Source organism: Kocuria cellulosilytica (assembly GCF_040981245.1).
GTDB classification, from domain to species: Bacteria; Actinomycetota; Actinomycetes; order Actinomycetales; family Micrococcaceae; genus Kocuria; species Kocuria cellulosilytica.
This window is the reverse complement of record NZ_JAVFWZ010000003.1, coordinates 405,956-419,092: the sequence shown is the minus strand read 5'-3', so window position 1 is coordinate 419,092 and position 13,137 is coordinate 405,956. Positions and strand designations below refer to the sequence as shown.

General features: G+C 74.1%; 14 protein-coding genes. 5 read left to right on the top strand and 9 right to left on the bottom strand.

From position 1 onward, the window contains the following. Nucleotides 1-2: 2 nt before the first annotated feature. The 5 genes from RCG67_RS07070 to RCG67_RS07050 form a co-directional block, all read right to left on the bottom strand. Nucleotides 3-1,448 carry an AI-2E family transporter gene (locus RCG67_RS07070; protein WP_368825453.1) on the bottom strand — a complete coding sequence of 482 codons (1,446 nt, stop codon included), beginning with the start codon at nt 1,446-1,448 and terminating at the stop codon, nt 3-5. Between the two features lie 130 nt (nt 1,449-1,578). Beyond that, nucleotides 1,579-2,673: a zinc-dependent alcohol dehydrogenase gene (locus tag RCG67_RS07065; protein WP_368825452.1), complete on the bottom strand. Its 1,095-nt coding sequence runs from the start codon at nt 2,671-2,673 to the stop codon at nt 1,579-1,581. Then, nucleotides 2,670-3,647 (bottom strand): Gfo/Idh/MocA family protein, encoded by a 978-nt coding sequence (locus tag RCG67_RS07060; RefSeq protein ID WP_368825451.1) that lies wholly within the window; start codon nt 3,645-3,647, stop codon nt 2,670-2,672. Before RCG67_RS07060 ends, RCG67_RS07065 begins: the two co-directional genes overlap by 4 nt. Next, nucleotides 3,644-4,783 carry a glycosyltransferase gene (locus tag RCG67_RS07055; protein ID WP_368825450.1) on the bottom strand — a complete coding sequence of 380 codons (1,140 nt, stop codon included), beginning with the start codon at nt 4,781-4,783 and terminating at the stop codon, nt 3,644-3,646. Before RCG67_RS07055 ends, RCG67_RS07060 begins: the two co-directional genes overlap by 4 nt. Continuing rightward, the gene (locus RCG67_RS07050) at nt 4,780-5,745 is read right to left on the bottom strand and encodes a glucosyl-3-phosphoglycerate synthase (protein WP_368825449.1); all 966 of its coding nucleotides are present in this window, start codon (nt 5,743-5,745) and stop codon (nt 4,780-4,782) included. The genes RCG67_RS07055 and RCG67_RS07050 overlap by 4 nt, the downstream gene beginning before the upstream one ends. 157 nt (nt 5,746-5,902) lie before the next feature. Here RCG67_RS07050 and RCG67_RS07045 point away from each other — a divergent pair, with 157 nt between their 5' ends. Both RCG67_RS07045 and abc-f read left to right on the top strand, forming a co-directional pair. Continuing rightward, nucleotides 5,903-6,613 (top strand): histidine phosphatase family protein, encoded by a 711-nt coding sequence (locus RCG67_RS07045; RefSeq protein WP_368825448.1) that lies wholly within the window; start codon nt 5,903-5,905, stop codon nt 6,611-6,613. A 99-nt stretch (nt 6,614-6,712) separates the two neighbouring features. Further along, on the top strand, nt 6,713-8,311 hold the full coding sequence (abc-f, locus tag RCG67_RS07040; protein ID WP_368825447.1) for a ribosomal protection-like ABC-F family protein: 1,599 nt from the start codon (nt 6,713-6,715) through the stop codon (nt 8,309-8,311). Between the two features lie 21 nt (nt 8,312-8,332). Here abc-f and RCG67_RS07035 read toward each other — a convergent pair whose 3' ends face one another. From RCG67_RS07035 to RCG67_RS07025, 3 genes are read right to left on the bottom strand one after another with little or no spacing between them, the layout of a single operon-like run. Next, nucleotides 8,333-9,319: an SURF1 family cytochrome oxidase biogenesis protein gene (locus tag RCG67_RS07035; protein WP_368825446.1), complete on the bottom strand. Its 987-nt coding sequence runs from the start codon at nt 9,317-9,319 to the stop codon at nt 8,333-8,335. Then, nucleotides 9,316-9,594, bottom strand: a complete 279-nt coding sequence (locus RCG67_RS07030) for a hypothetical protein (RefSeq protein ID WP_368825445.1) — start codon at nt 9,592-9,594, stop codon at nt 9,316-9,318. Before RCG67_RS07030 ends, RCG67_RS07035 begins: the two co-directional genes overlap by 4 nt. Before the next feature lie 56 nt (nt 9,595-9,650). Beyond that, complete coding sequence (locus tag RCG67_RS07025) at nt 9,651-10,145, bottom strand: DUF3099 domain-containing protein (protein ID WP_368825444.1); 495 nt, start codon at nt 10,143-10,145, stop codon at nt 9,651-9,653. A gap of 164 nt (nt 10,146-10,309) precedes the next feature. Here RCG67_RS07025 and RCG67_RS07020 point away from each other — a divergent pair, with 164 nt between their 5' ends. The 3 genes from RCG67_RS07020 (at nt 10,310) to RCG67_RS07010 (ending at nt 12,684) form a co-directional block, all read left to right on the top strand. Next, nucleotides 10,310-11,038 carry a beta-ketoacyl-ACP reductase gene (locus RCG67_RS07020; protein ID WP_368825443.1) on the top strand — a complete coding sequence of 243 codons (729 nt, stop codon included), beginning with the start codon at nt 10,310-10,312 and terminating at the stop codon, nt 11,036-11,038. 44 nt (nt 11,039-11,082) lie between these two features. Further along, entirely contained in the window at nt 11,083-11,841 is a 759-nt protein-coding gene (locus tag RCG67_RS07015) for an SDR family oxidoreductase (RefSeq protein ID WP_368825442.1), read from the top strand. Between the two features lie 333 nt (nt 11,842-12,174). Next, nucleotides 12,175-12,684: an SRPBCC domain-containing protein gene (locus tag RCG67_RS07010; protein ID WP_368825441.1), complete on the top strand. Its 510-nt coding sequence runs from the start codon at nt 12,175-12,177 to the stop codon at nt 12,682-12,684. Between the two features lie 57 nt (nt 12,685-12,741). Here RCG67_RS07010 and RCG67_RS07005 read toward each other — a convergent pair whose 3' ends face one another. Beyond that, nucleotides 12,742-13,134 carry a VOC family protein gene (locus RCG67_RS07005; protein ID WP_368825440.1) on the bottom strand — a complete coding sequence of 131 codons (393 nt, stop codon included), beginning with the start codon at nt 13,132-13,134 and terminating at the stop codon, nt 12,742-12,744. Nucleotides 13,135-13,137 lie beyond the last annotated feature (3 nt).

Genomic DNA, 13,137 nt, shown 5'->3' with positions numbered 1-13,137 from the left:
GACTAGGGCTTGCGGGCACCGGCGGCGGAACCGGTGCCCTTTCCGTCGGCGGGCCGGTCGCCGTCGTCGTCCTGCCGGGCGGCGTCGCGCTCCGTGGCCCCGAAGCGGCCGCCCAGGGTCTGCTGGTAGCGCATCCGCTGGTACCGCCAGCGCTCGGCCATCGTGGCCTTGGACTCGACCCGGTCCTCGGGGTTCACCGGGTCCGGTCCGAGCACGGGGTCGTCGCCGACCTGGTAGCGGCTGGACCAGACCTGGATGACGGCCCAGGCGACGGCGGTGTACGGCACGGCCAGGATGGCGCCGAAGATGCCGCCGACCAGGGTGCCGACGGTCAGCGCGAGCAGCACCATGAGCGCGTGCAGGCTGAGCGTGCGGCCCATGACCACGGGCTGGAGGATGTTGCCCTCGATCTGGTTCACCACGATGATCCAGCCGACCACGGCCAGGGCGATGACCGGACCGTTGGTCACGAGTGCGACGAGGGCCGCGATGATCCCCGCGACGGTCGCCCCGACCACGGGGATGAAGGCCGTGACGAACACGAGCACCGCCAGCGGCACGGCCAGCGGCACGCCGAAGACCAGCAGGAACGCGCCGATGAGCACGGCGTCGACGAGGGCGACGAAGGCGGTGCCGCGGACGTAGCCGCCGAGGACCTGCGCGCCGCGGTCCACGGACTCGGCCAGCTTGGCCCGGCGCTCGCCGCGGAACCAGCGCAGCGCGAAGTTCCACATCTTCTCCCCGTCCTTGAGGAAGAAGAAGAGGATGACGATCATCAGGACGAGCCCGGTGACGAACGAGGCGGCCGCGGAGAGCCCGCTCAGGGCACTGCCGGCGAAGCTGCCGCTGGTGACGAAGTCGGTCGCCCGGCGCACGGCGGAGTCGATGCTGGCCGTGTCCAGGGGAAGCGGCGTGGACTCCAGGAGCCGGCGCAGCTCGTTCCAGCCCTCCGAAGCCTGCGAGGTCAGGGTGTCCCACTGGTTGCGCACCGTGAGCACGATCCCCGTGATCACGCCGCCGAGCAGCAGCAGGATGCCGAGGAAGGCCGTCAGCGTCGCGAGCAGGTTCGACCAGCCCTTGCGCTCGAGCCACTTCACGACCGGCCCCACCGCGGAGGCGAGGATCAGGGCGACCATGGCGGCGATGACCACGACCTTGATCCGCAGCAGGATCCAGACGAGTCCGACCACCACGGCGGCCACGAGCAGCGTCTGGGCGGCGCGGGAACCGGCCCGGCCCAGCGAGTCCGCCCACGGCCCGACCGCGGGGGCCAGCGCCTGGGTGGTCTCCTCGAAGCCGGCCGGCTCGACCCCGGGGCCCGTGGCGGGGACCGTACTGGTGCCGGGGTCGAGCTTGCCGCCGAGGACGCTCTCGGCGTGCAGCGGGGCGGCCGACGAGCCTCCGCCGGGGTGCTGAGGAGGGTGTTCCGGTCGGGACGACGTGGCCATGCAGGGCTCCTCGGGGAAGGCGGCGGTCGGGGTGCGGTCGTGCGACGACGACGGCGCTCGCCCCAACCCTAAGGCGGCTGTCGGAAGGGTGTCCACCGGACGGCGGAGCCCGGAGCCGCATCGGGGCCGGTCAGGAGCGGCCGTCCACCTCGAAGACGGCGGTCAGGACGTGCCGGCGGCGGGCCGCGACGTCGTGCATCAGCGCCGGGGCGTCGTCGAAGCCCACGACGTCGCTGACGAGGTGCTCCCGGACCTCCCCGGCGTGGGCGTCCAGGAGCCGGATCGTCTCCGCGGAGAGCCGGGCGCGGTCCCAGGTGTGGGCCAGGCCGCGCGGCACCCGCCCGATCTGCGCGCAGCGCAGGCTCAGCCCGTTGTGGTGGAACTCCTCGCCCAGCCGCACCGCGTCGGCGCCCTCGGTGTAGAACGCCAGGTCGATCACGCTGCCCTGGGGCCGGACCGCCCGCAGCGCGGCGTGCAGGGCCCCGGGCTTGCCGCGGCACTGGAACACCACGTCCGCGCCGTGCTCGCCCGGGCCGTGGCGCCAGCGGATCTTGAGCACCCGCCCCGGGTCGTCGTCGAGGTCCAGGGGGAGGAAGCCCAGGCGTTCCGCGACCGCCCGCCGGCGCGGGTCGGAGTCGGCCACGGCCACCTCCCGGGCCCCGAGGGCGCGGGCGAACAGCCCGGTGACCAGGCCCACGGGGCCGGCCCCGGTGACGAGGACGAGCCGTCCGGCCACGCCGTCGCCCAGCCCGCGCACCGGCCCGGCGTCGGCGGCCGCGTGCAGCAGGCCGTTGGCGCAGATGGGGCCGAAGTGGGCCACGAAGACGCCCAGCAGCGGGTCGAGCGCGGCGGGCAGCGGTACGAGGTGCTCGCTCAGGGGGTCGGCCACGTGGGCGGTGGCGTGGCCGTAGGCGGTGGCGAGGACGTCCCCCGCCCGGAAGGCGGGGGTGCGGGACTCCGCCACCCGGGCGACCTCCATGTAGCCCAGGCGGCGCACGGGATAGCCCTGCTCGGGGACGCCGGAGCGGAACAGGCCCAGCTCGGTGTCGTGCCGGGAGTGCAGCCCGGGGTGGTCCCCCTTGACGAAGGCCAGCTCCGTGCCCGCCGACAGGCCGGTGACCAGGGTCTCCAGGAGCAGCCCGCCCTCCGGCACCTCCGGCAGCTCCTCCTCGGCGATCTCGATCCGGCCGCGCGCGGGGACCACGAGGTTGCGCCGGACGCTCATCCGTGGTCCTCCAGGGCGACCGCCCGGCCCGTCCGGGCCGACTGCGCGATGGCGCACGCGAGCCGGTGGGTGCGCAGCGCCTCGCCGTAGGGCGCCCGGGTGGCCTCCCGCTCACCGCGCACGGCCTCCAGGAACTCGCGGTCCACCGCGATCCTCGGGTCCTCGGCCGGGGCGTGCTCGGTGCGCTCCGCGGGCCAGAAGGCCGTCAGCCCCTCCTCGGCGAGCTCGAGGACCAGGCCGCGGCTGACCGTGTGCAGCGCGGCGCGGTGCTTGACGGCCAGCGCGGAGGTCGCCGCGAGCGTTGCCACGGCCCCGGAGCGGAAGCGCACGGTGGCGGCGGTCGCGTCGTCCACGTCGCCGTCCTCCGGCGCGGTGCCGTCCGGGGTGCCGCGGACCCCGGCGGCGTAGACCTCGACGGCCTCGCCCAGCAGGAACCGGGCGGTGTCCAGCACGTGCGTCAGCTGCTCGACGACCTGCCCGCCCGACCGGTCCGTGCGGGCCCACCACGGGACCGGCGGGCGCTTGTCCAGCCAGTAGCCGTTGGCCAGCAGCGGCGGGGCGTCCGCGAGCAGGTCCCGGGCGAGCACGGCGGTGTCCAGGCAGCGCCAGTGGTAGCCGGTGCCCGTGACGACCCCGGACTCCTCGACCAGCCGGCCGATGCCCTCGGCGACGTCCAGGCCCAGCCCCACGGGCTTCTCCACGAACAGCGCCCTGCCGCGCTCGAGGGCGGCGTGCTCGGCGGGCCCGTGGGCGAACGGGGGCACGCAGACGTAGACGGCGTCGGCCTCCACCGCGTCGAGGGCCTGCTCCGGGTCGGTGAAGCACGGGATGTCGAGCTCGGCGGCGAGGGCCTCGGCGGCGGGCCGGTGCGCGTCGGTCACGCTGACCACGCGGGCGCCGCCCAACCGGTGCAGCACGTCGACGTGGCGCCGGGCCACGGAGCCGGCCCCCACGAGGGCGATCCTGAGCGTCATGCGGGGTTCTCCTCCAGCAGCCGGTGGTACAGGTCCAGGTAGCGCCGGGCCATGCCCGCCGGCGTCCACCGCTCGGCGGCTTCTCGGCAGGCCTGCGGGTCCAGGCGGTCCAGCTCGTGCAGGTGCCGGACCAGCTCGTCCTCTTCCGCGGCCAGGAAGCCGGTCCGCCCGTGCTCGACGAGCGAGGGAAGCACCCCGCGCGGCGTCCCGACGACGGGCACGCCGCGGGCCAGCGCCTCGACGACGCCGGTGGCGCCCGGCTCGGCCCAGCGGATGGGGCACAGCAGCGCCCGGGACGAGCGCAGCAGCCGTTCCTTGCGCTCGCCGGCCACACCGCCCACCCAGGTCACCGCCGCGCCGTCGACCAGCGGCCGCACCTCCTCGAGCCAGTACCGGACGTCCGGGTGGGCGCGCAGCGCCTCGTCGCCGTCGGCGAGCCGGCGCTCCAGCTCCTGCGGGTCGTCGATCCCGGCGACGGGGCCGGCCAGGACGAGGGGCACCCCCGCCCGGCGGCAGACCCGGGCCGCCACGTCCTGCGCCTTGTCGGCGGTGATCCGCGCCAGGACCAGCAGGTGCTCGCCCGGGGCCGCCTCCACCTCGAGCGGCGGCGGCGCCGCGAGCGGGACGACGCCCATCGTCTGCCGGCGCAGAGCGTCGGGAGCCCGCTCGAGCTGGGAGGCGGAGACCGCGGCGAAGCGCACGCGCCCGCGGCCGTCGAAGGCGGAGTAGAACTCCGGGTGCTTGCGCAGGTCCCAGTGCAGGGTCTGCAGGGTCGGCGGGGCGGCCGTGCCCATGGCGCCGAGCACGGACGGGCCCACGACCTCCAGGTGGTCGTGCACCACGTCCCAGCGGTCCCCGTCCCGCAGCGCGTCCACGAGGCCCTGCATGTGGGCGTGGGCGATGCCCGAGACCCGGTTGTAGGGCATCGCGATGGAACGGAACGCCGGCTCCGGCAGCGGCCGCAGGTGCTCGTCCGCCTCGAGGGTGCTGGGCCCGACGGTGGCCAGCGTGACGTGCGCCCCCGCCCGTCGCAGCGCCGGCACCAGGGTGGCGACCACCGTCTCGATCCCGCCGTAGCCGGACGGGGGCACGGGCAGCCAGGGGCCCGCGTTCACGAGCACCCGCAGCCCGCTCATGCGACGCGGGCCGGCTGCGCCCGGTACTCGGGCACCTCCGCCATCGGCGGGCGCTCGCGGACGCTGATCTCGTGGGTCTCGGCCAGGAAGCGTTCCCCCTGCCGCAGGAACTGGGTGAGGTGCCCGCTCTCGCCGGCGACCGGCGCCTCGCAGCGCAGCCGCGCCTGGACCGTGAGCTGGATCTGGGCGGCCATCCGGGCCAGGGCCGCGTCCGGGGAGTTGCGGTGCGAGCGCACGCCGAGGTCCACCTGGGCCATGGCGTCCAGGCCCACGGCCTGCAGGACGTCGATGAGCATCGCGATCTCCACCCCGTACCCGGAGACGAAGGGCACCCGTTCCAGCAGCTCCCGGCGCCCGGCGTACTCCCCGGCCAGCGGCTGGACGAGGCCCGCCAGCTGCGGCCAGAACAGGTTGAGCAGCGGCCGGGCCACGAGCTCCGTGACCCGCCCGCCGCCGGCGGGCAGGACGGTGGTGCCGTCCTGCAGCGGGCGGTCGTAGCAGCTCTTCACGAACTGCACCCCGGGCTCGGTCAGCAGGGGACCCAGCAGCCCCACGGCGAACTGCGGGTCGAACTCCCGCAGATCCGCGTCGACGAACGCGAGCACGTCCCCGGTGGTCACGGCCAGGGACTTCCACAGCGCCTCGCCCTTGCCGGGGACGTTGCCGTGGGCGGGCAGGATCTCGTCCTGCCGGTGGACCCGGGCACCGGCCGACGCGGCGACCGCCCCGGTGCCGTCCGTCGAGTCCGAGTCGATGACGACCAGCTCGTCGATCAGCGCCACGTCCTCCATGAGCTGGCGCCGCAGCGCGGCGACGATCCGGCCCACGGTCTCGGCCTCGTTGCGGGCGGGCAGCACCACGCTGACCGTGGTCCCGCGCTTGCGGCGGCACAGCTGCTCCGCGGACCACTGCCTGCCGTGGTAGCTGCGGGCGGCGAACCACTCCTGGACGTCCTGTCGCATGCTGCTCGCTTCCGAGGATGAGGAATACTGGAAGGTGGCTGATCAGTTGCCGTCGGACACTACCGAGCGGCGGGCCCGTCGAGAAGAGATCGCGAGGAGTCGGTCGAATGTGTCGCGGCCGCCGGGCCGGCGGCCGCGACGCCGAGGAGAGGCAGGGATGGACCAGCAGGGGAGCTCCCGGACACCGGCGCGCCGCCGCCTGGTGCTGTGGCGCCACGGGCGCACGGCGTGGAACGTCGAGAACCGGGCCCAGGGACAGGCCGACATCCCGCTCGATCCCGTCGGGCGCGGGCAGGCCCGGGCCGCCGCCCCGGCGCTGGCCTCCTTCGAGCCGGCGTTCGTGTGGTCGAGCGATCTGCAGCGGGCCCGGCACACCGCCCAGGAGCTCGCGTCGCTGACCGGGCTCGAGGTGCGGCTGGACGCCCGGCTGCGCGAGTACGACGTGGGCATCCGCCAGGGCACCACCTTCGCCGAGTTCCGCGAGAGCCACCCCGAGGTCTACGCCCGGTTCTTCTCCCAGGAGGACTACCGGGTGCCCGGCGCCGAGCTGCCCTCCGAGGTCGACGAGCGGATGACCGCCGTGCTCACCGACGCCGCCGCGGCGCTCGACGAGGGCCGCACCGGCGTGCTGGTGGGCCACGGCGCGGCCCTGCGCAGCGGCCTGGCGGCCTTCCTGGGGGTCCCGCCCCGGCTGCGGGACATGTTCGCCGGGATGGCCAACTGCGCGTGGACCGTGCTGCAGGAGCACCCGCACCGCGGCTGGCAGGTCGCCGACTACAACGCCCGCACCCTCCCGGGCGTCTCATCGGCGCTCGCGGACGAGATGCCGGTCCACCACGTGAGCAAGAACGCGGAACCGGCCGGCTGATCGGGGTGCCGCCGCCGAACGCGGACCGGTAGGATGGACAGGTTGCCCGGTCAGGGCGCCCACACCTCTCTCCGCACTCCCCTCCGAAAGGCCTCCTCCGTGATCACTGTCCAGAACCTCGAACTGCGTGCCGGTGCGCGGCTGCTCATGGACGAGGTCAACTTCCGCGTGGACAGGGGGGACAAGATCGGCCTCGTCGGCCGCAACGGCGCCGGCAAGACGACGATGACCAAGGTCCTCGCGGGGGAGACCCTGCCCGCGGCGGGGACGGTCACGCGCACCGGGGCCATCGGCTACCTCCCGCAGGACCCGAAGGTCGAGGACATGGACCAGCTGGCCCGTGACCGCATCCTCTCGGCCCGCAACCTCGCGGGCGTCGTCGCCCGCCTGCGCCAGGCCGAGCAGGACATGGCCTCCGAGGACGAGACCGTGCGCAACAAGGCCATGCGCGGCTACGACCGGCTCGAGTCGGAGTTCCTCGCCGGCGGCGGCTACGCCGCGGAGTCCGAGGCCGCGACGATCACGTCCAACCTGGACCTGCCCGAGCGCATCCTCGGCCAGCCGCTGCGCACGCTCTCCGGCGGTCAGCGCCGCCGCGTGGAGCTGGCGCGCATCCTGTTCTCGGACGCCGACATCATGCTCCTCGACGAGCCCACCAACCACCTGGACGCCGACTCCGTGGTGTGGCTGCGGGACTTCCTGAAGAACTTCGCGGGCGGTCTGCTGGTGATCAGCCACGACGTGGAGCTGATGGAGATGGTGGTCAACAAGGTCCTGTACCTGGACGCCAACCGCTGCGTCATCGACCTGTACAACATGGGCTGGAAGAACTACCTGCTCCAGCGCGAGCAGGACGCCCACCGCCGCAAGCGCGAGTACGCCAACGCGGAGAAGAAGGCCACCGCCCTGATGGACCAGGCCAACAAGATGCGCGCCAAGGCCAGCAAGGCCGTGGCCGCCCAGCAGATGATCAAGCGCGCCGAGCGGCTCATGAACGGGCTCGAGGGCGAGCGGCAGGCGGACAAGGTCGCCAACATCCGCTTCCCGAAGCCCGCGGACTGCGGCAAGACCCCGCTGACCGCCCGGGACCTGTCCAAGTCCTACGGCTCGCTCGAGATCTTCAACGACGTGGACCTGGCCATCGACCGCGGCTCCCGGGTGGTCATCCTCGGGTTCAACGGCGCCGGCAAGACCACGCTGCTGCGGATGCTCGCGGGCGAGGCCCAGCCCGACACCGGCGAGGTGGTCCCCGGGCACGGGCTCAAGCTCGGCTACTTCGCCCAGGAGCACGACACCCTGGACCCGGACCGGACGGTGCTGGAGAACATGCGCACCGCGGCCCCCGACCTCGCCGACACGGAGGTGCGCAACGTCCTGGGCTCCTTCCTGTTCCAGGGCGACGACGTCTCCAAGCCCGCCGGGGTGCTTTCCGGCGGGGAGAAGACCCGTCTGGCGCTGGCGACCCTCGTGGCCTCCTCCGCCAACGTGCTGCTGCTCGACGAGCCGACCAACAACCTGGACCCGGCCTCCCGCCGGGAGATCCTCAACGCGCTGCGCACCTACGAGGGCGCGGTCGTGCTCGTCTCCCACGACGAGGGCGCGGTCGAGGCGCTGGACCCCGAGCGCGTGGTGATCCTGCCCGACGGCACCGAGGACCTGTGGAGCCAGGAGTACCAGGACCTCATCTCCCTGGCTTGAGCCGGGCGGCGGCGCCCGGGGTCAGTCGCGGGCGGCGGTGGTGCGCTCGCGCTCCAGGGCGTCCAGGAGGGCGTCCTCCTCGTCCTCCCACGTGGGGCGGGAGCGCTTGCGCTGCGGCTTGGGCCGCATGAGCGACTTGAGGTGGGCCGGCATGTCGTCGGCCATCTCCATCCGGCGCACCACGAGCTCCTCGTCGCCCTCGCCGATGTAGTTGCCCTCCTCGTCGTAGAACCGCGAGAGCCGGCGTTCCATCTCCTCGGCGTACTGGCGGTCCCACGCGTCGTTGCGGGCCTGCTGGCGGGCGGCGTAGCCGTAGGCCACGAAGAACAGGGCGGCGAACGCGTACCACTGCAGCGAGTAGGACAGGTGCGGCCCGGAGTCGATCTCCGGCTCGGGGGCCGGGGCCGGGGCCGCCGCGGGCGCCGGGTCCTCGGCGTAGACCTCGCCGTAGGCCTCCGTGCCGACCGGCACGCCCCAGCGCTCGCGCAGCTCCTCGAGGTCGATGGAGGCGATCTGCCCCGCCGGGGCGCCGCGGCTGACGGCCGGCTCCCCGGGCTGGAGGCGGGCGGTGACCGTCACCTCGCCGGCGGGCGGGGCGGGCACGGCGTCCGGCATCCCGTTGGCCGACTCGCCCGTGGGGATCCAGCCGCGGTCGAGGACCACCACGTCCCCGTCCTGCGTGCGGAACGGGACGAGGACCTCGTAGCCGACGCGTCCGTCCTGCGGCCGGTTGCGGACCAGGACCTGGTCCTCCGGCAGGTAGCGGCCGGTCAGCCGCACGGGGTGCCAGGTGAGGCGCTCGTCGTGGGCGGCGAACTGCGCGGCGGCCTCCGCGCCGGCCAGGGGCTCGGCGCGGTAGTTCTGCGTGACCTTGGTGTTCTCGCCGATCAGGTGGTCGTTGCGGTCCATCTGCCAGCCGCCCAGGTACACGGAGAGCACGGCGGCGGCGCAGGCGAGGAGGAGGAAGCCCAGCCACTTGCCGCTGAGCAGGAAGCGGTAGTCGTTCATCCCCGCGGCTCCTGCGCGGGGCCCGCGCCGTCGAGCGGCACGGTGTCCTTCCAGAAGCCGCGCGCGCCGAGGAACTGCTCGAGGTCGCCGCGGTGCTCCGGGCACGCGAGCCAGATCTTGCGCCGCTCCGGGGCGTGCAGGCGCGGATTGTTCCACCGGATCTGCCACGCGGCGTCCGCGCGGCAGCCCTTGCGGGAGCACTGGGGGGTGTCGGGCCCGGCCGGGGGAGTCTCGGCGCCTCGCGGGGACAGCGATCCGAGCAGGTCGAACTCCACGGCGGTCGTGCTCCTCAGGGTGTGCGGTCGGGGTCCCGGGCCGGCCGGCGGCGGGTTCAGGCCGCGCCGCGGCGCCGGGTGGTGTCGTCCTCGACAGTAGCGGAGGAAGCCGGGTCCTCGCTGGGAGCCGCTGTGCTCCCGGCGCCCGGCGGCGAGGTGCCGTCCTCCCCGTGGCCGGGCACGAACTCGCCCTCCAGGACGAAGCCGATCGCGAGCGGCTCCGCCGGCGGCGCCGGTTCGGGGGCGGCCGCCAGCGCGGGCGCGCCCGGCGGCTCGTAGTAGTGGCTGGTCCGGGTGGAGCGGTCGTTGCTGTTGGCCAGCAGGACCGCCATCCAGGGCAGGATCGCCACGCCCAGGATCGCGATGCCGCGGACCCAGATGTTGTCCACCACCACGAACACGACGAGGCACACGATGCGCAGGCCCATCTGGATGCTGTAGACCTTCATCCGGTGGCCCATGTCCTGGGTGTGCGGCTCGGCGGTGGCGGTGATGGAGTGGACGTCGTCCTGGCCGGCGGTCTCGCCGGTCGTGAGATAGCGCTTGCTCATGGTCCTCCCAACAGACGGTCAATTGTCTCACCGGGGTCCGACATCGCGAAGACCGTCCCCGAGAGCCACCGGCGCCCCGACCGGTACCATTGGGGGATCTCCGCGCGGGCCCGCGATCGTCGCCCGCCGCCGTCCCGTGACCCACGACCGAAAGGCCCTTCCCCATGGCAGACGAGCAGCGCAGCCCGGCACCCCGCACCGTCCTCGTGACCGGCGGCAATCGCGGGATCGGACGGGCCATCGCGCAGGCGTTCCGTGACGCCGGTGACAACGTGGCCGTCACCTACCGCTCCGGCGAGGCGCCCGAGGGCTTCTTCGCGGTGCAGGCCGACGTCACCGACTCCGCCTCGATCGACGCCGCCTACAAGGCCGTGGAGGCCGAGTTCGGCCCGGTCGAGGTGGTCGTGGCCAACGCCGGGATCACCCGGGACACCCTGCTGCTGCGGATGAAGGAGCAGGACTTCCAGGACGTCGTGGACACCAACCTCACCGGGGCGTTCCGCGTGGTGCAGCGCGCCGCCAAGGGCTTCATGCGCCTCAAGCGCGGGCGCGTGGTCCTCATCTCCTCCGTGGTCGGGCTCTACGGCTCGCCCGGGCAGGTCAACTACGCCGCGTCCAAGGCCGGACTGGTCGGCATCGCCCGCTCCATCACCCGCGAGCTGGGCGGGCGCAACGTGACCGCCAACGTCGTCGCCCCCGGGTTCATCAACACCGAGATGACCGCGGCCCTGCCCGAGGACACCCAGAAGGACTACCTCTCCTCCATCCCCGCCGGCCGTTTCGCCGAGCCGGAGGAGGTCGCCGCCGTGGTGCGCTGGATCGCCTCCGACGAGGCGAAGTACATCTCCGGCGCCGTCATCCCCGTGGACGGCGGCCTCGGCATGGGCCACTGAGCCCCGCCACCCACGATCCCCGCACGTTCCACCGAAGGAGCACCATGAGTTCACTTGCAGGCAAGACCGCGGTCGTCACCGGGTCCTCGCGCGGCGTCGGCGCCGACACCGCCAAGCTGCTGGCCGCCCAGGGCGCCAACGTCGTCGTCAACTACCGGCAGAAGGCGCCCCGCGCCAACAAGGTCGTCAAGGAGATCGAGGCGGCCGGCGGGAAGGCCGTCGCCGTGCAGGCCGACATGACGCAGCCCGAGGACGTCCGCAACCTCTTCGCCCGGGCCGTGGAGGCCTTCGGCGGGGTGGACGTGCTCGTGCTCAACGCCTCCGGCGGCATGGAGACGGACCTCGGCGAGGACTACGCCCTCAAGCTCAACCGGGACGCGCAGGAGGACACCCTCACCGCGGGCCTCGAGCACCTGCCCGAGGGCGGGCGCGTGGTCTTCGTGACCAGCCACCAGGCGCACTTCATCAACGACGTCGAGACCATGCCGGAGTACGTGGAGGTCGCGCGGTCCAAGCGCGCCGGCGAGGACGCCCTCACCGCGCGCATCCCCGAGCTGACCGAGAAGGGCATCACCTTCGTGGTGGTCTCCGGCGACATGATCGAGGGCACCGTGACCGCGACCCTGCTCAACCGGGCCCGCCCGGGAGCGCTCGAGGAGCGGCGCGAGGCCGCCGGCAAGCTCTACTCCGTGCAGGAGTTCGCCGAGGAGATCGCCCGGATGGTCACCGCGGACGTCCCCACCGGGCACGTCGAGCTCGTCGGCGGCGCCGACGACTTCCTGGCGAAGGCCGGGCGCAAGTAGACCGGCGACGACGGCGGGGCGGGCACCTTCCGGGGTGGCCGCCCCGCCGTCGCCGCTTGCCGCCGTCGCCGCTTCTGGCCGGCGGCGGCGCCGTGGAGCGGCGGGCGTGCCGGCGCGCACGCCCGGTCCGCAGGGCCGGTCCGTGGGGCCGGTCCGTGGGGCCGGTCCGCGGGGCCGGATCCCGTGCCGGCTCCTGCTCGCCGGTGCGGAACCGACCGCATTGTGACGCCGCCCACCGGCCGCGGGTGCTATTGATGGACCACACGGCGCGAGGCCGTCGGCGCCTCGGCCAGGAGCACCTCCGCGCGGTGCGGAGCCGAGCGAGGAGCCACCATGACCCCACGGCCCACAGGACGACTCGACCCGGGCGGCCACCTCGTGCTCGCCCGCACGTTCCGGGCCTCGGCCGAGGAGATCTGGGCCGCGGTGACGGACGCCGAGCGGCTCGCCCGCTGGTACGGGACGTGGCGCGGGGACCCGGCCTCCGGCCGGGTCGAGCTGCTCATGACCGCCGAGGACTGGGACCGGCCCGAGCCCCTGCTGATCCGCCGGTGCGAGCCGCCGCAGCACCTGGCGCTCACGCTCGGCACGGCGGCCGACGCCTGGCGCGTGGACCTCGACGTCGTGGACTACGGCGGGACGACCGTCCTGCAGCTCACCCACCGGTATCCCGATCCCGACGAGGTGGAGTCGGTCGGGCCCGGCTGGGAGTACTACCTGGACCGGCTGGTCGCCGCCGAGACCGGCGGCAGCCCGGACGCCGTCGACTTCGCCCGCGACTACCACCCCGCGATGTCCGGGCACTACCGGCCGCTCGCCGAGCAGCTGCGGGCCCGGGCCTGACCGCCGCGCCCCCGCCCCGCGGCGGCGTGCCCGGGGCCCGCGCTCGCTCGGGGTCCCTCACCCGGGGGTCGGGCTCGCGATCTGGATGAGGTTGCCGCACGTGTCGTCGAGCACCGCGGTGGTGTACGGACCGGCGACCGTGGGCTCCTGGACGAAGTGCACGCCGCGCTCGCGCAGGCGCTCGTACTCCGCCCGCACGTCCTTGACGCCGAAGCTGGTGAACGGGATGCCGTCGGCCACGAGCGCGGCCTTGAACGGTCCCACGGCGGGGTGCTCCGAGGGCTCGAGGACCAGCTCGACGCCCTCGGGCGCCTGGGGCGAGACCACGGTGAGCCAGCGGGCGCCGCCGGCGGGGACGTCGTGCTTGACCATGAAGCCGAGCTTGCCGGTGTAGAACAGCAGGGCCTGCTGCTGGTCGTCGACGAAGACGCTGGTGTGGGTGATCCGCATGGG